We start from the raw sequence: 23,779 nt of genomic DNA, 5'->3' as shown, positions 1-23,779 counted from the left end.
TGCTGTCGGCGCCGTCGGGACCCGTCGGGAGCGGCGCCTCCCCGGTGGGCGACCGTGCGGCATACCGTGTCAGCGTGGGCGGCGAGACGGTGCGGGTGACGATGTTCGTGCGGGGCAGCGTGCAGGGCGTGGGCTTTCGCTGGTGGACGCGGGCCCGCGCACTCGAGCTGGGGCTCGTCGGCCACGCCCGCAACACCGCCGACGGGCGGGTCGAGGTGGTCGCCCAGGGGAGCGTCGCCGCGGTGGAGCGGCTCGAGGCGCTGCTGCGCGAGGACCCGTCCACGACACGCCGGCCCGGACGCGTCGAGACCGTCGTCGTGCAGCAGGGCGTTCCGAGGGACGGAACCTCCGGGTTCGTCGAGCGGTGACGCGCCTAGGCTGGCCCGCGTGAGCGACGTGCCAGAGGTCCCAGCCGAGCTCGCCCGGCTGCGCAGCAGCATCGACAACATCGACGCTGCGCTGGTCCACCTGCTCGCCGAGCGGTTCAAGTGCACCCAGCAGGTGGGTCAGCTCAAGGCCGAGCACCATCTCCCCGCGGCCGACCCCGCGCGTGAGGAGCGGCAGATCGCGCGGCTCCAGGCGCTCGCGCAGGACGCGGGGCTCGACCCGGTCTTCGCCGAGTCGTTCCTGAACTTCATCATCGCCGAGGTCATCCACCACCACGAGCGGATCGCCAACGGCGACGAGTGAGCAGGCTGACGCTGTCGGCCATCCGACGAGCGTCAGTACAGCGTCGCGTCCTGTCGGGCGTCGAGGGCCGCGTCGTAGGCTGCAGCCTCCTCCGCGGACGCGAAGCCGCCCGCTTCGCGAGTCATGTCGCCTGCCGTCGGCAGCGCCTTCGGGTCGACGCGGGATTCGCTGTCCCACAGGCGGCTTCGCTTGATCGCACGGGCGCACTGGAAGTAGACACGCTCCACGGTCACGACGAGCACTGACGCCGGGAGAGCGCCCCTGACCTCGTGTCGGGCCAGCTCGGCGGGGTCGGTCGAGACGACGGCGGTGCCGCGCACGCGCAGCTCCTCACCGACACCGGGAACGAGGAACAGCAGTCCCACCCGCGAGTCCGCGACGACGTTGCGCAGGGTGTCCAGCCGGTTGTTGCCGCGGCGGTCGGGGATGACGAGCGTGTGCTCGTCGCGCACGACGACGAACCCCGGGTGGTCGCCCCGGGGGGACTGGTCGAGGCCGCCGACGCCGACCGTCGAGACGACGACGAAGGGCGACGCCCCGATGGTCCGGACGTGGCCGGGGGTCAGGGTCGCCGACTCCTTGGCGATGGAGTTCACCGCAGGGGTTCCCGGATAGACCTCGAGCAGCCGCTCGACGTCGGTCACGGTGTGAGGGTCGTCTTGTCGGGCCTGCCCGGTCACCCACCAACGGTATGCCGTCGCGCCGTCCGACGCTGCTCGCCTCCGCGGCGTCGGGCCCGGCGGCTAGTACGCTGACCGGGATCGTCGCCGAAGGACACCGAAGGAACCCCACGTTCGTGTACGTCAAGAGCCTCACCCTGAAGGGCTTCAAGTCCTTCGCCTCGGCGACCCACATGCGCCTCGAGCCCGGTATCACGTGCATCGTCGGCCCGAACGGCTCCGGCAAGAGCAACGTCGTCGACGCGCTGGCCTGGGTGATGGGGGAGCAGGGAGCCAAGTCGCTGCGCGGCGGCAAGATGGAGGACGTCATCTTCGCCGGCACCTCCGGTCGGGCCCCTCTGGGTCGCGCCGAGGTCGCGCTCACCATCGACAACACCGACGGTGCGCTCCCGATCGACTACACCGAGGTGACGATCTCCCGCACGATGTTCCGCAACGGCGGGTCCGAGTACGCCATCAACGGCACACCCTGCCGTCTGCTCGACGTGCAGGAGCTGCTCTCCGACAGCGGCATCGGCCGCGAGATGCACGTCATCGTCGGTCAGGGCCAGCTCGACACGGTGCTGCGCGCGACGCCCGAGGAGCGCCGCGGCTTCATCGAGGAGGCTGCCGGTGTGCTCAAGCACCGCAAGCGCAAGGAGCGCGCCCTCCGCAAGCTCGAGTCGATGGAGGCCAACCTCACCCGCGTGCACGACCTGACGGGTGAGATCCGTCGTCAGCTCGGGCCTCTCGGTCGCCAGGCCGAGACCGCCCGCAAGGCAGCCGTCATCCAGACCGACGCCCGTGACGCCCGGCTGCGCCTGCTCGCCGACGACCTCGTCCAGCTCACGTCGACGCTCGAGCAGGAGGTCGCCGACGAGTCCGCCCTCATCGAGCGGCGCGCCGAGGTCGAGGAGGCCATCGCCGAGCTCGCCACGCGTCTGGGCTCCCTCGAGGAGGCCGCCGAGGCGGCCCGCCCCGCGCTCGTGCAGGCCCAGGACGAGTACGTCGCCCTCGGTCGTCTCGTCGAGCGGATGGCCTCGACCCGCTCCCTCGCAGCCGAGCGCGTACGCCTGCTCAGCGAGGACGACGACCCCGAGGAGTCGGGCCAGAGCCGCGACCCCGAGCAGCTTCGCGCCCAGGCGGCCGAGGTGCGCGAGCAGGAGCTCTACCTGCTCGAGGAGATCGCCGAGGCGCAGGCGGCCCTCGAGGACGCCGTCGCCAGCCGTGCCGAGGCCGAGCGTGGACACGCGGAGGAGACCACCCGGTTGCAGCGCGAGGCACGCGCCGCTGCCGACCGCCGTGAGGGGCTGGCCAAGCTCGGTGGTCAGGTCGGTGCCAAGGCGTCGCGCATCGAGGCCCGCGAGGCCGAGGTGGGTCGCCTTCGCAGCACCATCGAGGCAGCCCAGGCCCGCGCCGCCGAGGCCGAGCGCGAGTTCTCGCGCCTCGAGGCCGGCGTCGCCCAGGACGAGGAGGGCGAGGAAGGTCTCGACACCGCCTACGAGGAGGCCGCTGCCCGCCTCGAGGCCGCCGAGGCCGAGCTGGCCCGCTGGAAGGAGGCCGAGGCCGCCGCCGAACGAGCGCGCACCACCGCGGCCGCTCGCGTCGAGGCTCTGGGGCTCAGCCTCAGCCGCAAGGACGGCGCGGCCGCCCTGCTGGCCGCCGCCGAGGACGGTCACGAGATCCTCGGCTCCGTCGCCTCCCTCGTCACCGTCGAGCCAGGCCTGGAGAACGCTGTCGCCGCGGCCCTCGGCCCTGCCGCAGAGGCGCTCGCGGTCGGCTCGCTGGACGCTGCCGCTGCCGCGGTCGACTCCCTCCGCGACGGCGACCACGGGCGTGCCAGCCTGCTCGTCGCCGAGTCCGCCGATGCGCTCGACCACACGGGTTGGCCGACGCTTCCCGGCGGTTCGCGTTGGGCCCGCGACGTCGTGGAGTGCCCTGCCACGGTGCGCCCTGCGCTCGACCAGGTGCTCGAGCGCGTCGCACTCGTGCCCGACGGCGCGACGGCTCGCGAGCTCGTCCGCGCGCACGCGGGGGTCACCGCGGTGACGCGGATGGGCGACGTCTACGCGCCGGGTGCCGTGCGCGGCGGAAGCAACGCCGCACCGAGCCTGATCGAGCTGCAGGCCGCGCTCGACGACGCCCAGGACGCCATGGCACGCGCCACGCGCGAGGGCGAGGAGGCACGCTTCCGCGTCGCCGGCGCCGAGGCGAGCCGGGCCGAGCTGGCCGACGCCGTCGAGGGCGCGCTGGAGCGGCTCAACGAGAGCGACGCGCGCATGGCCGCGATCGCGGAGAAGCTGGGCTCGCTGGGGCAGACGTTGCGTGCCGCTCGGGCCGAGGTCGAGCGCACCGAGAAGGCGATCGCCGACGCCACCGCGGCGCTCGAGGCCGACCAGTCAGAGCACGCCGAGCTCACCGAACGACTCGAGGCGGCGAGCGGCGAAGGCGACTTCGCCGACGAGCCGTCCACCGAGGAGCGCGACCGTCTCGAGGCCGTGGCCCGCGAGTCCCGCGCTGCCGAGACCGAGCTGCGGTTGGCTCTTCGCACCCGCGAGGAGCGCGCCCGCGCCCTCAAGGACCGCGCCGACGCGCTCGAGCGTGGCGCGCTGCACGAGGAGCAGGCTCGCGAGCGCCTGGCCGAGAAGCGCGCCCGCCGTCAGCGTGAGGCGGCAATCGCCGGCGCCGTGCGCACGGCGGCCGAGTGGGCCCACGGTCTGCTCGCCGAGTCCGCCGACGAGTCCGGCCGAGCACGGGCCGCAGGCGAGGCCGAGCGCACCGAACGCGACGCCGAGCTCGCGGTGGTCCGCCGCGACATCGGCGTGCTGCAGGCCGAGCTGCGCGAGCTCACCGACACCGTGCACCGCGACGAGGTGGCACGCACGCAGCAGCGCCTGCGCATCGAGCAGCTCGAGACCAAGGCCGTCGAGGAGCTCGGCATCGCGCCGTCCGACCTCGTCGAGGAGTTCGGGCCGCACCAGCTCGTGCCGATCGTGCCCGACCCCGACGCCGACCCCGACGCGGCCCAGCCCGAGCCCATCCCGTTCGTGCGCGAGGCGCAGGAGAAGCGTCTGCGACAGGCGGAGCGCAAGCTGAACGCCCTCGGACGCATCAATCCCCTTGCCTTGGAAGAGTTCTCGGCCCTCGAGGAGCGCCACAAGTTCCTCACCGAGCAGCTCGAGGACCTCAAGAGCTCCAAGCGCGACCTGCTCGACATCGTCAAGGAGGTCGACGAGCGCGTCGAGCGGGTCTTCGCCGAGGCGTTCGAGGACACCGCCGTGCAGTTCGAGCGCGTCTTCCAGCGGCTCTTCCCGGGCGGCGAGGGCCGTCTCGTGCTCACCGACCCGTCCAACATGCTGACGACGGGTCTCGAGGTCGAGGCGCGTCCGCCGGGCAAGAAGATCAAGCGGCTCTCGCTGCTCTCCGGTGGCGAGCGGTCGCTCGTCGCGGTGGCGCTGCTGGTGTCGATCTTCAAGGCGCGGCCCTCGCCCTTCTACATCATGGACGAGGTCGAGGCCGCGCTCGACGACGCGAACCTCGGCCGCCTCATCACGCTCTTCGAGGAGCTTCGCGACAGCTCCCAGCTCATCGTCATCACGCACCAGAAGAAGACGATGGAGATCGCCGACGCCCTCTACGGCGTCAGCATGCGCGGCGACGGTGTGACGACGGTCGTCTCGCAGCGCCTGCGCGACGTCGCCGACCAGCCCGCCTGAGCCAGCCCGGCACACGACACGGCACCCTCGCGGCGACGTGGGGTGCCGCTCCAGGGCGAGCGCACTTTGGGGTTGCCAAATCTTCACACTGTGCTATTTGCGCCACACGCGCATCATGCGTCACTCTTGTCACATGGTCTTCCTGGTCATCTCGATGCTGGTCGTCACCGTGCTCGCCGTGGCCGTCGTCGGCGTCGTCGCCGTGCCGGCGCACCGTGGTGGTCGAGACGTGCTCACCGCCAAGGGCGAGGCGATCGCCGACGACGCACGCCGGCGTGCCACCGGCGTCGTTCGCCGCGCCGACGCCCGTATGCCGTAGCGCGTCGCGTCGGCGGGCCCGCTCTGCGGGATGTGCAGGTCCCACCCCGCATCGCGAGTTAGCCTGCGACCCTACGAAGGTGGGATGCAGTGCTGGAGGGGCGATGAGAACCGCGGTGACGGCGCGGAGCACCAAGATGGGGATCCTGGCCAGTCGGGTGACCGGAGCGACGCTGCTCGGGCTGGTCCTGCTGACCATCGTGGTGCCGCGGTTCACCGCGATCCCCTATGACCGGCTCGGTGCCATCGGATCCTTCGTCGGCCTGCTCGTCCTCGCCCTCGTGGTCGGGCGCCGGGGGGTCACGCTGTCCGACGCCCTCGCTCGACGCCTGGCACTTCCCGTCGCGGCCGGGTGCACGGCAGTCGCAGCTTTCGTGGGCTACGCCAGCTACTACGTCACGACGTGGGACTCGAAGCTCATCCAGAACGTCGTGACCCAGCCCCGCGACGCCATCACCCCGGCCCAGGTCGCCTACCTCTCGCGCTACCCGAACAACGACGTGCTCCTCGCCCTCGCGCGTCAGGCACGGCGGCTCGGCGACGCCCTCGGCATCGGCTATGGCACGGCGTTCCTCCTCATCCAGGTCGTCTTCTTCGCCATCGCGCTGCTGGGCGTCTACCGCCTGACGGTGCTCCTGGCCGACCGGGTGGCGGGCCTCCTGGCCATGGTGCTCCTCACCGCGCTGGTGGGCCTGAGCCCGTGGATGGCCGTCCCCTACACCGACATACCGTCCATGTGGACGACCGTGTGGGCGGTGTACTGCTTCGTCAGGTCCCACCGGTCCGGTCGGCCGGCTGCTGCCGTGGGGTGGGCTGCCGGCGGGGGAGTGACCCTGGCGCTGGGCTATGCCCTCAAGGTCACGCCCGTGGCCGTCCTGGTCGCCGGCGCCCTGTGGTTCGTGGCGCTCGCCGTCGCCGGCAGCGTGCGCGGTTCGCGGCGCAGGTCCGGACTCCAGCTCGTCGGCATCGTGCTCGGCCTCGTCTCGGCCCAGCTGGTGTCGGGTCCGGTCGTGACGACGCTCGCCGAGCCCCCACGGACCACACCCGGGGTCGCCGCGTCGTCCTGGCACTACGTCGCGTCGGGTCTGCGCACGCAGGTCGGCCCCAACGGCAACCTCGTCTTCGGCGGCTATGACCGGCCCGTGAACTCCGCGACCTTCGGAAGGCCCACCGACGTCCAGACCAAGATCTCGCAGAGGTTCATCCGCGACGACCTGCAGCGCCGGGGGGTGGGCGGTGTCCTGCTGTTCGAGGTGAACAAGCTCGACTTCACCTGGGGTGACGGGATGTTCTGGGCCTACGGAGAGGGCACGGACCTCTCCCGACGGCCGGTGCACGACGGCCGGCCGTTCGAGCTCGTGCAGTCCTGGAACTCGCCCGACGGGCAGCTCCTCGGCGCGCGGGTCGCGCTGACCCAGGGGCTCTGGTGGCTCGTGCTGACCCTCGTCGGCGTCGGATGGCTCCGTGGCCGGGTCACCGCCGAGTCGCTGCTGCTGCTGGCCTCGCTCGTCGGCGTCGCTGCCTTCACGCTGCTCTTCCAGGGCCGCTCGCGCTACCTGATCACCTACCTGCCCCTGGTGGTCGTCGCGGCCACGTGGTGGTGGCGCGACCTCTGGTCGGAGCGCGGCGGACTCGTCGGGCCACGCGGACGAGCCGCTGGCTCGCGATCGGCGGAGCACCCTCCACGCGGCTGATGGTTGGATGGCTGACGTGGACACTGTCTTGATCTTCGTCATCATCGGCGTCGTCATCCTCGCGGGGTCGGTCGCCTACGGCGTCAACCTCGTGAGGGGCCGCGGCCGCACCATCGAGCGCGAGGCGCCTCCGACGGCGCCGGGGCTCCCTGCCGAGGACCTCGACCGCAGACCACCCACCGACGCCACCGACACGGTCGCGCCCCCAGAGACGTCAGGAGCACCGGCGCCCGCTCCCGAGGCGCCGGCCCCCGAGGCGCCTCCCACACCGACCGCACCTCCCGAGCCGACGGTCGAGCGTCCCGAGTCGGCGCGCGGTCGCCTGCAGCGCCTCCGGGCGCGTCTCGCCCGCTCGAACTCCTCCATCGGCCAGGGCCTGCTGGCCCTGCTCTCTCGCGGCAAGCTCGACGAGGAGACGTGGGAGGAGGTCGAGGACACCCTGATCGGCTCCGACCTCGGAGTCGAGGCGACGACCCAGCTCGTCGACTCGCTGCGCACCAAGGTCAAGGTCGACGGCACCACCGACGAGGCCACGGTCCGCAGCTGGCTGCGCGAAGAGCTGCTCGCACTGGTCCAGCCCGACATGGACCGTCGAATCGCGAGCAGCCGCGTCGGCGACCGGCCCGCCGTGATCCTCGTCGTCGGTGTCAACGGCACCGGCAAGACGACGACCGTCGGCAAGCTCGCGCGCGTCCTCGTCGCGGAGGACCGTGAGGTGCTGCTCGGGGCCGCCGACACCTTCCGTGCCGCCGCGGCCGACCAGCTCGAGACCTGGGGTGCGCGCGTCGGAGTCGCGACCGTCCGCTCCGACAAGGACAACGCCGACCCGGCCGCCGTGGCCTTCGACGCGGTCAAGGCCGGCATCGAGGAGGAGGTCGACGTCGTCATCATCGACACCGCCGGCCGCCTCCACAACAAGGTCGGCCTCATGGACGAGCTGGGCAAGGTCAAGCGCGTCATCGAGAAGCAGAGCGAGATCGACGAGGTCCTCCTCGTCCTCGACGCCACGACCGGCCAGAACGGCCTCCAGCAGGCCAAGGTCTTCTCCGAGGCGGTCGACGTCACCGGCATCGTGCTGACCAAGCTCGACGGCACCGCCAAGGGTGGCATCGTCGTCGCGGTCCAGCGCCAGCTCGGCGTCCCGGTCAAGCTCGTCGGTCTCGGAGAGGGCCCCGACGACCTCGCACCCTTCGACCCCGAGGCCTTCGTCGACGCCATCGTCATGTGACCCTGCCCGGTCGCGACGCCACGTCGTCACGCCGCGTATGCCGTCCGGCCCAGCCGGACGGCATACGTGCGTCCGGAGGAGCGTCCCGAGGAGCGTCCGGCGTGCGGGACCGTCCAGCGGGCGGTCGGGGGAGTCCACGATCCGGACGGCCACGGAGGGGGAAACCATCCGCTAACACCGCCCACCCGTTGTTGACACGGCTGTAACAAACGGCGCCGTCGCCCGACATCCGGCCCGTCCATCGTTCTCGCCATGAGCGCACTTACCTACGTGACGGCAGACGCGCCGTTCACCGACAGCGGGAACACCGCGTGGGTCCTGGCAGCGGCCGCCCTGGTCCTGTTCATGACGCCCGGTCTCGCCCTCTTCTACGGCGGCATGGTCCGCACCAAGAGCGTCCTCAACATGATGATGATGTCGTTCATCACGATGGGAACGGTCGGCACGGTGTGGATCCTCTGGGGCTACAGCGAGACGTTCGGCAACGACGTCGGCGGCGGTCTCATCGGCAATCCCTTCGAACACTTCGGGCTCACAGGTGTGCTCGATGCCATCTACGGCTACGTACCGGCCGCAGCGGGCACGCCGGCGGCGGGCGGCATCCCCGGCGGTGCCTTCGTCGCCTTCCAGGTCGTCTTCGCGATCATCGCGGTGGCCCTCGTCTCGGGCGCCATCGCCGACCGGGCCAAGTTCGTCACGTGGACCGTGTTCACGGTGATCTGGGCGACGCTCGTCTACTTCCCGGCGGCCCACTGGGTCTTCGCGTTCAACGGCTTCGCGGCCGAGACGGGTGGCTGGATCGCCAACAAGGCCGAGGGGCTCTTCCTCGGTGGCGCCGGCGCGTACGACTTCGCCGGTGGCACGGCCATTCACATCAACGCCGGTGTCGCGGGACTCGCCCTGGCTCTCCTGCTCCGCAAGCGGGTCGGGTGGCCCAAGGAGCCGATGCGTCCGCACAACCTGACCCTCGTCATGATCGGTGCCGGCATCCTGTGGTTCGGCTGGTTCGGCTTCAACGCCGGCTCGGCCCTCAGCGCGGGCACCCTGGCCTCGGGCGTGTGGGTCAACACCCTCGGCGCCACCTGCACGGCCATGCTCGGCTGGCTCATCACGGAGAAGATCCGTGACGGCCACGCCACCTCGCTCGGTGCCGCCTCCGGTGTCGTCGCCGGCCTCGTCGCCATCACCCCGGCCTGCGCCACCGTCTCCCCGTGGGGCGCCCTGGTCGTCGGACTCGCGGCTGGTGTGGGCTGTGCCCTCGCCGTCGGCCTCAAGTTCCGGTTCGGTTTCGACGACAGCCTCGACGTGGTCGGCGTGCACCTCGTCGGCGGACTCATCGGTACCCTGCTCATCGGCTTCCTCGCCGACGCGACCAACAGCCCGACCGGCACGGCCGGCCTCACGATGAACGACGGTCTCTTCCTCGGCGGAGGCTTCAGCCAGCTGTGGGCCCAGGCACTCGGGGCCTTTGCGGTCCTGATCTACTCCTTCGTGGTGACCTTCGCCATCGGCTGGGTCCTGCACAAGACCATGGGCTTCACGGTCTCCGCGGAGGAAGAGGTCAGCGGGATCGACCTGCTGGAGCACGCGGAGACCGCGTACGACCTCGGCTCGTTCACGGGTGGCAGCCGTAGCCTGCCCTCCTCGGGCGTCGTGGCCGAACGAACCCGACAGCCCGTCGCCGACGAGCCGTCCTCCAAGGAAGGGGCATCCGCGTGAAGCTCATCACCGCCATCATCAAGCCGCACCAGCTCGACGAGGTCAAGGAGGCGCTCGAAGCCTTCGGGGTGGCCGGCATGACCATCAGCGAGGCCAGCGGCTACGGCCGCCAGCGTGGCCACAGCGAGGTCTACCGCGGCGCCGAGTACACCGTCGACTTCGTGCCGAAGGTGCGCCTGGAGGTCCTGGTCGACGACGTCGACTCGGCCGACGTCCTCGAGGTCATCCTCAAGGCGGCCCAGACCGGCCGCATCGGTGACGGCAAGATCTGGGCCGTCCCGGTCGACGAGGTGGTGCGGGTCCGCACCGGCGAGCGTGGTGTCGACGCCCTCTGAGGCGTCGGGCCCGCCAGCAGGAGCGACCCCGTAGCACCAGCACGACCCGACACGTACACACGCAACTCGAGGGACGGCGAGACCTGACATGACGGATGTGACCACCCGACGTCTGGACCTTGCCGGCACCCGCACCTTCGCGACGCCCGGCGCCGGCCAGACCCGGCGCCGGGCGCTCGCCGAGTTCGGCTTCGGCTGGCTCCAGGAGCTGTGGCGTGAGGCGTGTGCGGGCCGGCGGCACGAGGGCGTGGCCCTCGCTGCCGTCGGCTCGCTCGCCCGGGGCGACGGGGGCCCGCTCAGCGACTACGACCTCGTCCTCGTGCACCACCCCCGGGCGATCTCGGGCAAGGAGGTCGGCGCCTTCGCCGACAAGCTGTGGTACCCGATCTGGGACGCCGGGGTCCGCCTCGACCACAGCGTCCGCACCGTGGCCGACTGCCGGGCCGTCGCCTCGGAGGACCTCTCCGCGGCGGTCGGGCTGCTCGACCTGACCCACGTGGCCGGCGACGCGGACGTGGTCAACGCGGCCCGCTCGACCGTCGCCCACGACTGGCGCGCCAACGCGCGCACCCGCCTCGGCGAGATGCAGGACTCGGTGATCCAGCGGCACGCCCGGCAGGGCGACCTCGCCCACCTCATCGAGCCCGACCTCAAGGAGGCCCACGGCGGCCTGCGCGACATGTCGGTGCTCCGCGCTCTGACCGCGGCCTGGCTGACCGATCGTCCGCACGGCGAGGTCGACGACGCGTACGAGCGCATCCTCGACGTGCGCGACGCCATCCACGTCGTCACCGGGCGCGGACGAGACCGGCTGACCCGCGACGACCAGGACGCGTGCGCCGCCCTGCTCGGCTACACCGACGCCGACGACCTGCTCACCGACCTTTCGACGTCCGCGCGCACCATCGCGTATGCCGTCGACGGCACCCTCCGGCGGGCCATGCAGTCCCAGCGTGCCAGGACGCTGCGGGTCGGTCCGCGCCGACCGCAGCTGGCGCCGCTCGGCTACGGCCTCTACCGGCACGACGGTGAGGCGGTGCTCGGGCCGTCCGCCGACCTGGCGTCCGACCCGATCATCCCGCTGCGTGCCGCCGTCGTCGCGGCCCGGAGCGGCATCCCGCTGTCACCGACGACCCTGAAGAACCTTGCGGCACAGGCGCCCCCGATGCCGGAGCCCTGGCCAGAGGTGGCCCGCAACCTCTTCGCCGACCTCCTCGCCGCCGGCCCGGGGCTCGTCACGGTGTGGGAGGGGCTCGACCTCGCCGGCGTCGTCGAGCGCTGGATCCCCGAGTGGCAGGCGGTGCGCAGCCGGCCGCAGCGCAACGCCGTGCACCGTCACACGGTCGACCGTCACCTCATCGAGACGGTCGTCGCGGCGAGCGGCATGGTGCGCGACGTCTCCCGTCCGGACCTGCTCATGCTGGCCGCGGTGCTCCACGACATCGGCAAGGTGCCCGGCTCGCAGGACCACTCCGCGACCGGGGGCGAGCTGGCCGACACGGTGCTGCAGCGGATCGGTGTCGGTGAGGCCGACCGTCGCACCGTCGTGCGCCTGGTTCGCGAGCACCTGACCCTCGTCGACCTGGCGACCCGCCGCGACCCCGAGGACCCGGCGACCATCGCCGCGCTCTCGGACGCCGTCGACGGGTCCGCCAGCACGCTCGACCTCCTTCGCGCCCTCACCGAGGCGGACGCGTCAGCTGCCGGACCCAAGGCCTGGAGCGACTGGCGGGCCGGGCTCGTCCAGCGGCTCTACCAGGCCTGCCGGACGGCTCTCAGCGCCCAACCAGAGACGGAGGGACCTCTCGTCGTGGAACCGATCGAGACCCTGGCACTCTCCGACGACGCGCTCGACCGCATCGCGTCCGGAGAGCCCTACGTGACGGTGACCTCGCTCGGCGGGGCGCACCGCATCGACATCATCGACCGCGACCGTGCCGGCCTCTTCGCCGACACCGCGGGGCTGCTCGCCGCCCAGGGCTTCGTGGTGCGCTCGGCCATCGTGCGCACCGTCGACGGCCTGGCGGTCAACGAGTGGTGGGTGGACTCCCCGGGCAGCGAGACCCCGCTGCCGGCCGTCATCTCGCGCGACCTGACCCGTGTCGCGAGCGGTGACCGGTCGCCGCTCGGCAAGCTGCAGCGGCGCCGGTCGACGGGGCTGCGGAGTCCCGGCTCCGGGTCGGTCGACTCCACGCGCGCCATGGTCATCAGCAGCGCGTCCGACACCGCGACCGTCATCGAGGTGCGGGCCACCGACCGCACCGGCCTGCTCCAGGACATCGGGATCACGCTGGCACGGGCCTCCCTGTCCGTGCGGTCCGCGCACATCGCCACGTATGCCGGCCAGACGCTCGACACCTTCTACGTGACCGAGTTCGGCGGCGGGCAGCTCGCGCCGGCACGCGCCGCTCAGGCGGTGGCGATGATCATCGACACCTGCGACGCCACCTGACCTGACCCCGCGTCGAATGCATCGAACGGAGCGGGCGGAGGGGGCTGGGAGGCAGAGGCGGGTCAGTCGATGAGGTCGGTCTGGCGCAGGTGGTCGAGGACGAGCCGGTCCACGGCCGAGACACGGTCGCCGTCGTCCGAGGTGACCCAGGTGATCTCGTCGATCTCGCGGGAGGGGGCGAAGGCGCCCGCGTGCGTCGCCGTGTAGCAGGTCAGGCGCACCACGAGGCCGTCCGTGCGGGCGTCGGCCAGCGCCTCGAAGGTGCCGACGTATGCCGCCGTGCCCGCGTCGACGACGACCCTGAGCTCCTCGTCGAGCTCGCGCACCAGCGTCTCGAGGTCGCTCTCGCCCGGCTCGCGCTTGCCGCCGGGCAGGTAGAACCGTTCGCGCCCGGCGTTGCGGGCCACGAGCAGGCGCCGTTGCTCGAGGTGGATCCACGCGATCTTGTCGATGAGGTCAGCCACCTGCCCAACGTAACGCTGCGGCGCGATCGCGGCGGGCGGCATACCTCCTCGGGTCGGCTGCCCGGCAGCCCGCGCGGGCCGGGTGGGCGTCGGGTCGGACCTGTGCGCGGGAACGGATAGCCTTGGCGGGTGTTTGCATCCCTGTCTGACCGCCTGACCGCGACGTTCAAGAACCTCCGCGGCAAGGGCCGGCTCTCGGAGTCCGACGTCAACGCGACGATCCGCGACATCCGCCTCGCCCTGCTCGACGCCGACGTGGCCCTGCCCGTCGTCAAGCGGTTCACCGGCAGCGTGCGCGAGCGTGCGCTCGGCGCCGAGGTCAGCCAGGCGCTCAACCCGGCCCAGCAGGTCGTCAAGATCGTGCAGGAGGAGCTCGTCGGGATCCTCGGCGGGCAGACGCGCACGATCCGCTTCGCGAAGCAGCCGCCCACCGTCATCATGCTCGCCGGTCTGCAGGGCTCCGGTAAGACGACCTTCGCCGGCAAGCTCGGCAAGTGGCTCAAGGACCAGGGCCACACGCCGCTCCTCGTCGCCGCCGACCTCCAGCGCCCCAACGCCGTCACCCAGCTCGAGGTCGTCGGCGAGCGCGCGGGCATCCCCGTCTTCGCGCCCGAGCGCGGCAACATGGGCGGCCACGACGCCGTGCTCGACTCGGGCGAGGGCACGCGCTCCTTCGGTGACCCGGTGTCGGTCTCGCGGATGGGCATCGAGCAGGCTCGCGCCAAGCAGTACGACGTCGTCATCGTCGACACCGCCGGCCGGCTCGCGGTGGACGCGAACCTCATGCAGCAGGCCGCCGACATCCGCACGGCGATCTCGCCCGACGAGGTGCTCTTCGTCATCGACGCGATGATCGGCCAGGCCGCCGTCGAGACGGCGCAGGCGTTCCACGACGGCGTGGCCTTCACCGGCGTCGTGCTGTCCAAGCTCGACGGCGATGCGCGCGGTGGTGCGGCCCTCTCGGTCACCGAGATCACGGGCGAGCCGATCATGTTCGCGTCGGTCGGTGAGAAGGTCACCGACTTCGAGGTCTTCCACCCCGACCGCATGGCCAGCCGCATCCTCGACATGGGCGACGTGCTCACGCTCATCGAGCAGGCCGAGAAGGCGTTCGACAAGCGCGAGGCCGACGAGATGGCCCGCAAGTTCCTGGCCGAGGAGGACTTCACCTTCGAGGACTTCCTCTCGCAGATGAACGCCATCAAGAAGATGGGCTCGCTCAAGTCGATGCTCAAGATGATGCCGGGCATGCAGGGCATGCGTGACCAGCTCGACGCCTTCGACGACCGCGAGTTCGACCGCGTCGAGGCGATGGTCCGCTCGATGACGCCGTTCGAGCGCACCCACCCGAAGCAGATCAACGGCTCGCGCCGGTCGCGCATCGCCAAGGGTTCCGGTGTCACGGTCACCGAGGTCAACCAGCTGCTCGAGCGCTTCGGCCAGGCCCAGAAGATGATGAAGTCGATGGCGCGCGGCGGCGGCGGTGGCCTCCCGGGCATGCCGGGCATCCCGGGCGCCGGAAAGCGCGGCAAGCAGGCGCCGCAGCGCAAGAAGAGCAAGAGCGGCAACCCGGCCAAGCGGGCGGCCGAGGAGCGCGCGGCAGCCGAGAAGGCCGCCGCCGGTCGTGCCTCGTCGGCGGCGAGCGCGTTCGGTGCTCCCGGCTCGAACGGGCAGGGAGCCGACGCCGACGTCGACCCGATGGCCGGCTTCGACCCCGCCAACCTGCCCAAGGGCTTCGAGAAGTTCCTCGGCAAGGGCTGACCGCCGCGCGGCCGGAGCCCCGCCGCTCATCCGCAGACTGCACCGCAGACTGATCCGCCGCTTGACTGTCCACGGGCATCAAGCGGCGAATCAGTCTGCCTTCAGTGCTGCCCGGGCGACACCTGATGCCGACTGATTCGCAGATTGAGGGGTTGTGGCGGCGCTTGAGTGCCGATATCCACACCCCACACGGTGGAACCGCTCCGTCCACGGGTTTTCGACAGGGGCTCGACGCCGCTCCCACTGGCGGGGACCGTCAGGCGCATGCAGCTCCCGCCCGATCTCCGCGCCCTTGCCGAGCTTCAGCACGGTGTCCTCTCTCGCGGGCAGCTCGAGCGAGCAGGGGTGGCTGCCGGCCTGATCCGCTGGCACAGCTGCCGCAACTGGCAGTCGCTGCTGCCGGGCGTGCTCATGCTGAACACCGGACAACCGAGTGACCGTCAACGGCTCGTCGCCGCCCAGCTGTATGCGGGTCCGAACTCGTGGCTCCGCGCAGACTCGGCGCTCGCCTGCCTGGGGGGCAGCGAGCCCCTGGGGCCCAGGGTGAAGCTCTACGTGCCCCACCCGCAGCGATCGCGAAGTGTCATGTGGCTATCGATCGCAGCCACTCGGCTCACCAACGAACGGATCGTCGAACGTGGAGCCCTCCGGCTCTCGTGCCGGCCCCGGGCCGTGGTGGACGCCGCGGCCGAGGCACCGGACGAGCGGGCCTGCCGGGCGATGATCGTCGGTGCTGTGCAGGAACGGTTCGTCCGGCTTCCGGACATCCAGCACTGGGTCGGGGTGCGACGACGCAATGGAACGGTTCGCTTGAAGAACGCGCTTGCGGAGGCCGCCGTAGGCGCCTGGTCGGTGCCTGAGGCGGACCTGGGTCGCATCCTGCGTCGGTCACCGCAGCTGTCCGGGTTCTGGGCCAACCCGACTCTTCGCGACATCCACGGCCGCCCACTGACCACGCCCGACATCTGGTTCGACGAGCTGGGCCTGGCGGTCATGGTCCACTCACGTCGGTTCCACTCGAACGTCCTGGACTGGGACGCGACCGTGCTTGCCGACCAAGATCTCCGCGACGCCGGAGTCGAGGTCGTGCCGGTCACGCCGCACCTCATCGCGAAGAACCCCGATCGAGCCCTGGAAGCGGTCGTCGCAGGCCTGCGCCGGGCGCGGAGCAGCCCTCGGCCAGACGTGGTGGCGACGCCGCGCCTTGCCCACCAGTGGGCGGCCTGACATCTGACCGCGGATCAGTCTGCGAATCTGGTCGCCAGGGCAACACCGTTCGCCGACTGATCCGCCGCTAGACGGGTCTGACTCTCTGCGGACTGATCAACCTGCGGATCAGTCTGCGGATCAGTCTGCGGGGGCGGGGAGCACGGCGCGAACAGGACCACCCACGCAGGAGGCGGGCGGCATACGCTCGAGGCGTGGTCACCACCGACGGCCGGTCGCGGGCCCGGCTGGCCGACGGCCGGCGGCTCGACGTGTGGCAGGGCGGCGATCCAGCCGGCCACCCGGTCCTCTTCTTCCACGGCACCCCCGGCGGACGCCTCCAGGCCGCGCTCGGCGACGGTGCCGCCCGACGGGCGGGCGTGCGTCTCGTCGCCTTCTCCCGCCCGGGCTACGGCGGCTCCACCGACGCGCCAACGTCCCTCAAGTCCGTCGCCCGCGACGCCGGCCACCTCATGGGTGACCTCGGCATCGACGCGTTCGCGGTGCTCGGGGTGTCCGGGGGAGGGCCGTACGCGCTCGCGACCGCAGCGACGCACCCCGACCTCGTGCGCGCGGTCGGCGTCGTCGCCGGCATCGCTCCGGTGCTCGCCATCGACCCCGCGGTCGCCGACGAGCAAGCCGTCCGGACAGCGCTCGCGGGCGACCCGGAGCGGGCTGTGGCGCTGCAGGACGCGGCCGCGACCCGGTCCGCGGAGGCACCCGGCACGCCGTCGGGCGACGGACGACGGCAGCGTCTGGGCGGCTTCGTCTCGCCGGAGGTGCTGGAGCCGTGGACACCGACCGGTCGACCCGGCGTCCCGTCGTACCGAGGCGCCTCCCGGGACGCGCTCGCGTTCACCGCAGGCTGGGACGTCGAGGCCCAGGACGTGCGGGCCCGCGTGACGCTCTGGTACGGAGACCACGACCGGGTCGTCGGCCTCGAGCAGGGCCGGTGGCTGCATGCGCACCTGCCGACCTCACGGCTGGTCGTCCACGAGGGAGCCGGCCACCACGCGACGCTCATGGCGCACTGGACGGACATCCTCACGGACCTCACCCGCCCCGCCGGTTAGGGTCGGGCCATGAGTGCACCGGTGCTCCACGTCCGCGGTCGGGTGCTCGTCGGACCGGACGAGGTGGTCGACGAGCTGTGGGTCGTCGGGGGCAGGGTGACCTTCACCCCACCGGGCGACCGCAGCGACGAGCAGACTCTCGACGGGTGGGTGCTCCCGGGTCTCGTCGACGCGCACTGCCACGTCGGTCTCGGTCCGCACGGTGAGGTGCCCCGCGACGAGGCGGAGCAGCAGGCGCTCACCGACCGCGACCACGGCACGCTGCTCATCCGCGACGCCGGCCAGCCGGGCGACACCCGTTGGGTCGACGAGCGCGAGGACCTCCCGAAGATCATCCGCGCCGGCCGGCACATCGCTCGCACCCGGCGCTACATCCGCAACTTCGCCCACGAGGTCGAGGAGGACGAGCTGGTGCGCCACGTCCGTCTCGAGGCGCACCGGGGCGACGGCTGGGTCAAGCTCGTCGGCGACTGGATCGACCGTGACGTCGGCGACCTCTCGCCGAGCTGGTCGCGGCCGGCCGTCGCCGACGCCATCGCCGCCGCCCACGAGGAGGGCGTACGCGTCACCGCCCACTGCTTCGGTGAGGAGTCCCTGCGAGACCTCGCCGCCGCCGGCATCGACTGCATCGAGCACGCGACCGGCCTGCGCGAGGACTCCATCGACACGTTCGCCGCGCAGGGCATCGCGATCGTGCCGACGCTCGTCAACATCGCCCAGTTCCCCGCCCTCGCAGAGCCGGCGAAGGAGAAGTTCCCCGGCTACCACCGCCACATGCTCGACCTCCACGAGCGGCGCTACGCGACGGTCGGGGCCGCGCACGAGGCAGGTGTGCCCATCTACGTGGGCACCGACGCCGGTGGCAGCCTGCCCCACGGCCTCGTCGCCCAGGAGATGGTCGAGCTGACGAAGGCCGGGCTCAGCAACAGCGAGGTGGTGTCCGCCGCCACCTGGGGGGCGCGTCAGTGGCTGGGTCGGCCGGGCCTCGTCGAGGGCGAGGACGCCGACCTCGTGGTGTACGCCTCCGACCCCCGCGCCGATGTCACCACCGTCGCCGAGCCGTTGGGTGTGGTCCTGCGAGGTCGCGTTGTCCGCTGACCCCGAGGCCGTCGCGCCCTTCACCGCGGTGGGGGAGCGCGTCGAGGTGCGCCCGCCCATCCCGGCCGACGCGACGGCATACGCCGATGCCGTGACGCGGTCCGAGCGGCGGCTCGCCGACTTCGCGGTCCCCGACCCGAACAACCTGCCCGTCGTGCTCGAGAACCAGTCGCCGACCTACCGCACCTTCATGGTGCTCGCCCTCGACCCCGAGGGCTCGCACGGCCTCGTCGGGCGGATCAACATCGCGAACGTCGTCGGCGGCTCGTTCCGCAGCGCCTCGATCGGCTACGACTCCTACGACCCGTACGCCGGCCGCGGCCTCTTCGCCGAGGGTCTCAGGCTGACGGTCGACATCGCCTTCGACGACCAACCCCACGGGATGGGCCTGCACCGCATCGAGGCCAACATCCAGCCGGCGAACCACCGCTCGGCCGGGCTCGCGCGGTCGCTGGGGTTCGTGCACGAGGGCTTCTCGCGGGCCTTCCTGCACCTTCCCGGCCCCGACGGCCGCCGTGACTGGCGCGACCACGAGCGCTTCACCATGCTCTCGTCCGACTGGCCGGCCGTGCCGTACCGCCCCCACGGGCACCGGCGGATCGCGTGCGTCGTCACCGGCGCGCCCGGCTACGACGCCGCGTCGCGCGGCAGGAGCGTCGGGGCTGCCGTCGCGGCCGAGCTCGGCATCCCGCTCTTCTCCGCGGCCACGGTCGAGAGCCCGTCGGTGCTCTTCGAGCTGCTCCGCGCCTCGCCCGTCGGCGGCGTGGTCGAGGTGCGCGCGAGCGCTCCCGAACTCCGGATGGGCCTGGCCCGAGCCGGATTCGACCCCTCCGTCGTGCCGCACCTCGAGGCGGCCTTCGACCTGCCCCGCAGCGAGGTGGTGCGGCACGCCCTGGCGGTGCGCGCCGCCTACGCCTGAGCGGGCGCCATCCCGGCTCGATCCCGCCGACGGAGCGCGGCACCGCCGCCCGCGTGCGGACCACTCCCTCACGTCTGGCAGAATGGAGGGCTGTACCCGTCCGGCCCCCTCTCGGCTGGACCGGACGCCTACACACCGAGCGTCGGCACCCCGTCTGATCCCAGCCGGTCTCGCCGCGCTCACTACCTGATTGAGGAGACCGCCAGCATGGCCGTCAAGATCCGTCTGAAGCGCATGGGCAAGATCCGTGCACCTTTCTACCGCGTCGTCGTCATGGACTCGCGCACCAAGCGCGATGGCCGGGCCATCGAGGAGATCGGCAAGTACCACCCCACCGAGCAGCCGTCGCTCATCGACATCGACATCGAGCGCGCGCACTACTGGCTGAGCCAGGGCGCCCAGCCGACCGAGGCCGTCGCCGCGCTCATCAAGCTCGTCGACGAGGGCAAGGTCGAGACCAAGGCCCCGAAGACCTCCAAGCGCGACCTCTACGAGGCCGCCGTCTCCGCTGCTGGCGGCAAGGTCGACGCCGGCTCCGAGGGTGCGACCACGCAGAAGAAGAAGGCCGCCAAGAAGGCCGAGCCCAAGGCTGACGAGAAGAAGGCCGACGACAAGGCCGACGACAAGGCCGACGAGAAGGCCGACGAGAAGGCCGAGGCGCCTGCCGCCGCTGCCGAGTTCGCGAACTCCGCTCCCGCCAACGAGGACGGCTCGGCGCCCGAGGGCTACACCGTCAAGGGCAACAAGGACTCGATGAAGTTCCACGAGCCCGACGGCCAGTGGTACGAGCAGACCGTCGCCGAGGTGTGGTTCAAGAACGCCGCTGACGCCGAGGCCGCCGGCTTCGTCAAGGCCGGTTCCTGAGCATGCTCGAGGAGGCGCTCGAGCACCTCGTCAAGGGCATCGTCGACCACGACGAGGACGTCGTCGTGCGCCGCAAGGAGCTCCGCCGCGGTGAGCTGCTCGAGGTCCGGGTGCATCCCGACGACCTCGGCCGGGTCATCGGCCGCTCCGGCCGCACGGCGAGCGCCCTGCGCACCGTCGTCGGCGCCCTCGCGGGCAACGGCAACGTCCGTGTCGACATCGTCGACACCGACCGCGTCCGCTGAGCGACCGCCACACAACGCCAGACCAGTGGGGCATCCCGGGTGACCGGGGTGCCCCACTGTCGTCCTCGCCACCGATCACGTATGCCGTCGGTGCACTCCCGGGCGCGCGCCCGGGCCACCGCCAAACCTGAGAGGATTCGGGCCATGAACGTCGTCCTCGCCCGCATCGGCAAGCCCCACGGACTGCGGGGCGAGGTCACCGTGCAGCTGCACACCGACGAGCCCGAGTCGCGATTCGCACCAGGGACGGTGGTCGCGACCGAGGCCGAGCCCGGCTCCGGGGTGCCCACCGCCCTCACGATCGCCTCGACCCGCGTGCACCGCGGCATCTGGCTCCTCACGTTCGAGGAGATCCCCGACCGCACCGGCGCCGAGGGGCTGCGCGGCACCCGGCTCGTGATGCCCGAGCTCGCGACGAAGGCGGACGACGACGAGGGCTACTACGAGGAGGACCTCGTCGGCCTCGAGGTGCGCGACCCCGCAGGCGAGCAGGTCGGCACCGTCAGCGGGCTCGAGCTCGGCGCGGCGCAGGACCGTCTCGTCATCACGCTCACCGACGGCGTCACGGCTTACGTCCCCTTCGTCAAGCGCATCGTGCCGACCGTGGCCGACGACCATGTCGTGGTCGACGCCCCGCCCGGCCTGTTCGACCTATACCGCGAGGGCAGCGAGTGACCGGATCGGCCCCCGAATTGCCTGTGCCAGAGGCGGTCTCGCGTCAGGCCATGCGCATCGATGTCGTCTCGATCTTTCCCGACTACCTCGCGGCGCTCGACCTCTCGCTCATCGGCAAGGCGCGCCAGGAGGGGCTGCTCGACGTCCGCGTGCACGACCTTCGCACCTACACCCACGACCGGCACCGCACCGTCGACGACACCCCCTACGGCGGCGGAGCGGGCATGGTCATGAAGCCGCAGCCCTGGGCCGAGGCCCTCGACGACGTTGTCGCACAAGCGGATCCGTCAGCCAGGCCACGACTCGTCGTCCCCGGTCCGGGTGGTCAGCCGTTCACCCAGGCCCTGGCGCGCGAGCTCGCGCAGGAGCCGTGGCTGACGTTCGCGTGCGGACGCTACGAGGGCATCGACGAGCGGGTCTACGACTACGCGCGCGAGGACCTCGGGCTCGAGGTCTCGGTCGTGAGCCTCGGCGACTACGTGCTCAACGGGGGCGAGGTCGCGGTCCTCGCCATGGTCGAGGCCGTCGGTCGACTCGTTCCCGGGGTCATCGGCAACGCCGAATCCCTCGTCGAGGAGTCGCACGAGGACGGCCTGCTCGAGTACCCCATCTACACGAAACCGCGCACCTGGAACGGGCGCGAGGTTCCCGAGGTGCTCCTGTCGGGCAACCACGGCGCCATCGCGGCGTGGCGGCACGAGCAGCGGCTGGCCCGCACCGCGGCGCGCCGACCCGACCTGCTGCACGCCTCGCACGGCGACGGGGGGATCGACATCTCCGCCGCGACGCCGGGTGACGTGCCCGAGCTGGCCGTGCTCGTGCGGGCGTGCTGGGTGCAGGAGGCGGTCGCCAACGCCACGCTCGAGATCCCCGCCCTGCACGAGAGCCTCGACGACGTCCGTGCCAGCCTCGACACGACGCAGACGTGGGTGGCCCGCAGTGCCGGTCGGCTCGTCGGGGCGGTGCGCACGTCGCGTCGCGGTGACGACTGGTACATCGGCCGCCTCTGCGTCGCGCCCGACCTGCAGGGCCGCGGCCTCGGCCGACGCCTCCTGGAGCACGCCGAGGCGACCGCGCCGGACGGCATACGCACGTTCTCTCTCGACACGGGGGCCAGGAGCACCGACAACCTGCGCTTCTACAAGAAGGCGGGCTATCGCCCCACCGGCGCCGTCACACCGATCCCGGGCGCCGTCACCCTCGTCAAGCGGCGTCGCTGAACCGGGCGGCCGGGCGTTCAGGCGGCCAGCCCGTCGCGCAGGTCGTCAGGAAGCAGGAGCCGCCGGCGGATGAGCGCCGCCTGCACGCCGGCCGTGACCGCCTGCGTCGCCATGATCGCGAAGAGCACGAGCACCTGAGCCGTGGCGGCCTGGACCGCGCTGCCGCCGCCGAGCATGACGCCGATGAACGCACCCGGGAGCGTCACCACGCCCGACGTGCGCACCTGGTCGAGGCTCGGCAGGATGCCCTCGGGCACGCGCCGGGCGATGACCTCGTCGATGGCCTGGCCGGAGGTCAGCCCGAGCGAGAGGGCCGCCTCGTACTGACCTCGCTCGTCCCGCAGGGCGGAAAAGGTGCGTCTGCCGACGAGCGTGTGCACGGTCATGGTGTTGCCGATGACGATCCCGGCGATGGGGATGAGCGCGATCCCGGCGAGGGGGACGGTTCCTGTCAGGAGCACGATGCCGACCACCGGCACCACGCCACAGGCCATGGCAGCCGCCGCCCACGGCCACGCGCCCGGCGCCCCGACCCGGCGCGTCGTCGTGACGACCGCCATGGTGAACATGACGGCGACCGCGAGGAACGAGAGCCACAGCGACCCGACCACGGCGGTGATCACGAGCGCGACCAGGGTGAGCTGGACCACGGCCCGGGCAGCTGCGAGGACCGCCTGGCGGTCGAGGTCGATGCGCCCGACGCGGTCGGCGACGACCGTCACCGCCAGGAGGATGACGAGGCAGATGACGACGGGCCAGCCGGGGGAGACGTCCACGGCCCCCACGCTAGGCGGTCGCCGGGTGGCTGAGGTGCTCTCCGATTTCAGGTATGCCGCCTGCTCTGGCAGACTTGCTCCTTGCGTCCGGCACACGACGGCCCCTGCCACAGGGGGAGTTGGCCCACCAGCACCACACGGTCGGCCACGCGGCCCGGCGGATGCGACACCCACATTGTGACGAGGTGGCCTGTGGCGCCTGAGAAAGCGAAGCATCATGCACACGTTCGACGAGATCAACGCCGCGTCGCTGCGCTCGGACATCCCCGAGTTCCGCGCCGGTGACACCCTCAAGGTGCACGTCAAGGTCATCGAGGGCACGCGCTCGCGTGTCCAGGTGTTCCAGGGCGTCGTCATCCGTCGCCACGGCGGCGGCATCGGCGAGACCTTCACGGTCCGCAAGATCTCCTTCGGTGTCGGTGTCGAGCGCACCTTCCCGCTGCACACCCCGGTCATCGACAAGATCGAGGTCATGACCCGCGGTGACGTGCGTCGCGCGAAGCTGTACTACCTGCGCGGCCTGCGCGGCAAGGCCGCCAAGATCCGCGAGAAGCGCGACAGCATCCCGACCAAGACCGGCGCGAAGAGCTGACGAGCTGCTGACGCAGTCGTCCGTCTGACCACGCGAGGCGCGGTGGACCCCGAGCGGGTCGTCCCTGACACGAGT

Annotated in this window: 22 protein-coding genes and 1 pseudogene; 20 read left to right on the top strand and 3 right to left on the bottom strand. The window is 71.7% G+C overall.

The genetic code is table 11. The features are described 5' to 3' along the window. The first annotated feature begins 74 nt into the window (after window positions 1–74). Window positions 75–368: an acylphosphatase gene (locus tag AB4091_RS10355; RefSeq protein ID WP_442291667.1), complete on the top strand. Its 294-nt coding sequence runs from the start codon at window positions 75–77 to the stop codon at window positions 366–368. Between the two features lie 19 nt (window positions 369–387). Then, complete coding sequence (locus AB4091_RS10350) at window positions 388–690, top strand: chorismate mutase (protein WP_442291666.1); 303 nt, start codon at window positions 388–390, stop codon at window positions 688–690. Window positions 691–722: 32 nt separating this feature from the next. On the opposite strand, the gene AB4091_RS10345 is transcribed toward AB4091_RS10350, so the two are convergent. Then, window positions 723–1,334, bottom strand: coding sequence for an MSMEG_1061 family FMN-dependent PPOX-type flavoprotein (locus AB4091_RS10345; RefSeq protein WP_442291665.1), 612 nt, complete (start codon window positions 1,332–1,334; stop codon window positions 723–725). 152 nt (window positions 1,335–1,486) lie between these two features. On the opposite strand from AB4091_RS10345, the gene smc reads away from it, so the two are divergent. The 7 genes from smc (at window position 1,487) to AB4091_RS10310 (ending at window position 12,811) form a co-directional block, all read left to right on the top strand. Then, complete coding sequence (gene smc, locus AB4091_RS10340; protein ID WP_442291664.1) at window positions 1,487–5,065, top strand: chromosome segregation protein SMC; 3,579 nt, start codon at window positions 1,487–1,489, stop codon at window positions 5,063–5,065. A 133-nt stretch (window positions 5,066–5,198) separates the two neighbouring features. Then, on the top strand, window positions 5,199–5,384 hold the full coding sequence (locus tag AB4091_RS10335; RefSeq protein ID WP_442291663.1) for a hypothetical protein: 186 nt from the start codon (window positions 5,199–5,201) through the stop codon (window positions 5,382–5,384). Between the two features lie 103 nt (window positions 5,385–5,487). Beyond that, a complete protein-coding gene (locus AB4091_RS10330) occupies window positions 5,488–7,077 on the top strand; it encodes a glycosyltransferase family 39 protein (RefSeq protein WP_442291662.1) in 1,590 nt (529 codons plus the stop codon). A 7-nt stretch (window positions 7,078–7,084) separates the two neighbouring features. After that, complete coding sequence (gene ftsY, locus AB4091_RS10325) at window positions 7,085–8,305, top strand: signal recognition particle-docking protein FtsY (RefSeq protein ID WP_442291661.1); 1,221 nt, start codon at window positions 7,085–7,087, stop codon at window positions 8,303–8,305. A gap of 252 nt (window positions 8,306–8,557) precedes the next feature. Further along, window positions 8,558–10,024 carry an ammonium transporter gene (locus AB4091_RS10320; protein WP_442291660.1) on the top strand — a complete coding sequence of 489 codons (1,467 nt, stop codon included), beginning with the start codon at window positions 8,558–8,560 and terminating at the stop codon, window positions 10,022–10,024. Further along, window positions 10,021–10,359 carry a P-II family nitrogen regulator gene (locus AB4091_RS10315; RefSeq protein ID WP_442291659.1) on the top strand — a complete coding sequence of 113 codons (339 nt, stop codon included), beginning with the start codon at window positions 10,021–10,023 and terminating at the stop codon, window positions 10,357–10,359. Before AB4091_RS10320 ends, AB4091_RS10315 begins: the two co-directional genes overlap by 4 nt. A gap of 88 nt (window positions 10,360–10,447) precedes the next feature. Continuing rightward, window positions 10,448–12,811 (top strand): [protein-PII] uridylyltransferase, encoded by a 2,364-nt coding sequence (locus tag AB4091_RS10310; RefSeq protein WP_442291658.1) that lies wholly within the window; start codon window positions 10,448–10,450, stop codon window positions 12,809–12,811. Between the two features lie 62 nt (window positions 12,812–12,873). Here the strand turns inward: AB4091_RS10310 and AB4091_RS10305 are convergent, their stop codons facing one another. After that, window positions 12,874–13,275 carry an NUDIX hydrolase gene (locus tag AB4091_RS10305; protein WP_442291657.1) on the bottom strand — a complete coding sequence of 134 codons (402 nt, stop codon included), beginning with the start codon at window positions 13,273–13,275 and terminating at the stop codon, window positions 12,874–12,876. A gap of 129 nt (window positions 13,276–13,404) precedes the next feature. Between AB4091_RS10305 and ffh the strand changes: the two genes are divergently transcribed. From ffh to trmD, 10 genes and pseudogenes are all read left to right on the top strand, one after another. Then, window positions 13,405–15,036: a signal recognition particle protein gene (gene ffh, locus AB4091_RS10300; RefSeq protein WP_442291656.1), complete on the top strand. Its 1,632-nt coding sequence runs from the start codon at window positions 13,405–13,407 to the stop codon at window positions 15,034–15,036. A gap of 264 nt (window positions 15,037–15,300) precedes the next feature. Next, window positions 15,301–16,263 (top strand): hypothetical protein, encoded by a 963-nt coding sequence (locus AB4091_RS10295; RefSeq protein ID WP_442291655.1) that lies wholly within the window; start codon window positions 15,301–15,303, stop codon window positions 16,261–16,263. 194 nt (window positions 16,264–16,457) lie between these two features. Beyond that, window positions 16,458–17,315 carry an alpha/beta fold hydrolase gene (locus tag AB4091_RS10290; RefSeq protein WP_442291654.1) on the top strand — a complete coding sequence of 286 codons (858 nt, stop codon included), beginning with the start codon at window positions 16,458–16,460 and terminating at the stop codon, window positions 17,313–17,315. A 9-nt stretch (window positions 17,316–17,324) separates the two neighbouring features. Next, entirely contained in the window at window positions 17,325–18,413 is a 1,089-nt protein-coding gene (locus AB4091_RS10285; protein WP_442291653.1) for an amidohydrolase family protein, read from the top strand. Beyond that, window positions 18,403–19,332, top strand: a complete 930-nt coding sequence (locus tag AB4091_RS10280) for a GNAT family N-acetyltransferase (RefSeq protein WP_442291652.1) — start codon at window positions 18,403–18,405, stop codon at window positions 19,330–19,332. The genes AB4091_RS10285 and AB4091_RS10280 overlap by 11 nt, the downstream gene beginning before the upstream one ends. Before the next feature lie 207 nt (window positions 19,333–19,539). Beyond that, a pseudogene (gene rpsP, locus AB4091_RS10275) lies at window positions 19,540–19,765 on the top strand (30S ribosomal protein S16); the annotation flags it as partial. Further along, window positions 19,759–20,196 carry a sunset domain-containing protein gene (locus AB4091_RS10270; RefSeq protein WP_442291940.1) on the top strand — a complete coding sequence of 146 codons (438 nt, stop codon included), beginning with the start codon at window positions 19,759–19,761 and terminating at the stop codon, window positions 20,194–20,196. The pseudogene rpsP and the gene AB4091_RS10270, both read left to right, overlap by 7 nt. 2 nt (window positions 20,197–20,198) lie before the next feature. Further along, the gene (locus tag AB4091_RS10265; RefSeq protein ID WP_442291651.1) at window positions 20,199–20,441 is read left to right on the top strand and encodes an RNA-binding protein; all 243 of its coding nucleotides are present in this window, start codon (window positions 20,199–20,201) and stop codon (window positions 20,439–20,441) included. Window positions 20,442–20,585: 144 nt separating this feature from the next. Next, complete coding sequence (gene rimM / locus AB4091_RS10260; protein WP_442291650.1) at window positions 20,586–21,116, top strand: ribosome maturation factor RimM; 531 nt, start codon at window positions 20,586–20,588, stop codon at window positions 21,114–21,116. Between the two features lie 50 nt (window positions 21,117–21,166). Further along, complete coding sequence (trmD, locus tag AB4091_RS10255; protein WP_442291649.1) at window positions 21,167–22,336, top strand: tRNA (guanosine(37)-N1)-methyltransferase TrmD; 1,170 nt, start codon at window positions 21,167–21,169, stop codon at window positions 22,334–22,336. Window positions 22,337–22,353: 17 nt separating this feature from the next. Here trmD and AB4091_RS10250 read toward each other — a convergent pair whose 3' ends face one another. After that, the gene (locus tag AB4091_RS10250) at window positions 22,354–23,112 is read right to left on the bottom strand and encodes an ABC transporter permease (RefSeq protein WP_442291648.1); all 759 of its coding nucleotides are present in this window, start codon (window positions 23,110–23,112) and stop codon (window positions 22,354–22,356) included. Window positions 23,113–23,329: 217 nt separating this feature from the next. Between AB4091_RS10250 and rplS the strand changes: the two genes are divergently transcribed. Continuing rightward, window positions 23,330–23,704, top strand: coding sequence for a 50S ribosomal protein L19 (gene rplS, locus AB4091_RS10245; protein ID WP_442291647.1), 375 nt, complete (start codon window positions 23,330–23,332; stop codon window positions 23,702–23,704). Window positions 23,705–23,779 lie beyond the last annotated feature (75 nt).

The organism is Terrabacter sp. 2RAF25, from assembly GCF_052115265.1.
In the GTDB taxonomy this organism is placed as follows: domain Bacteria; phylum Actinomycetota; class Actinomycetes; order Actinomycetales; family Dermatophilaceae; genus Terrabacter.
This window is presented reverse-complemented; position numbering and strand designations above follow the sequence as displayed.

Bases quoted from the DNA above. Each gene is read 5' to 3' on its own strand.
- AB4091_RS10310 (WP_442291658.1), top strand. From the start codon at position 10,448: ATGACGGATGTGACCACCCGACGTCTGGACCTTGCCGGCACCCGCACC.
- AB4091_RS10335 (WP_442291663.1), top strand. From the start codon at position 5,199: ATGGTCTTCCTGGTCATCTCGATGCTGGTCGTCACCGTGCTCGCCGTG.
- AB4091_RS10285 (WP_442291653.1), top strand. From the start codon at position 17,325: ATGAGTGCACCGGTGCTCCACGTCCGCGGTCGGGTGCTCGTCGGACCG.
- AB4091_RS10265 (WP_442291651.1), top strand. From the start codon at position 20,199: ATGCTCGAGGAGGCGCTCGAGCACCTCGTCAAGGGCATCGTCGACCAC.
- ftsY (WP_442291661.1), top strand. From the start codon at position 7,085: ATGGCTGACGTGGACACTGTCTTGATCTTCGTCATCATCGGCGTCGTC.
- rimM (WP_442291650.1), top strand. From the start codon at position 20,586: ATGAACGTCGTCCTCGCCCGCATCGGCAAGCCCCACGGACTGCGGGGC.
- AB4091_RS10330 (WP_442291662.1), top strand. From the start codon at position 5,488: ATGAGAACCGCGGTGACGGCGCGGAGCACCAAGATGGGGATCCTGGCC.
- AB4091_RS10295 (WP_442291655.1), top strand. From the start codon at position 15,301: ATGCAGCTCCCGCCCGATCTCCGCGCCCTTGCCGAGCTTCAGCACGGT.
- rplS (WP_442291647.1), top strand. From the start codon at position 23,330: ATGCACACGTTCGACGAGATCAACGCCGCGTCGCTGCGCTCGGACATC.
- trmD (WP_442291649.1), top strand. From the start codon at position 21,167: ATGCGCATCGATGTCGTCTCGATCTTTCCCGACTACCTCGCGGCGCTC.
- AB4091_RS10320 (WP_442291660.1), top strand. From the start codon at position 8,558: ATGAGCGCACTTACCTACGTGACGGCAGACGCGCCGTTCACCGACAGC.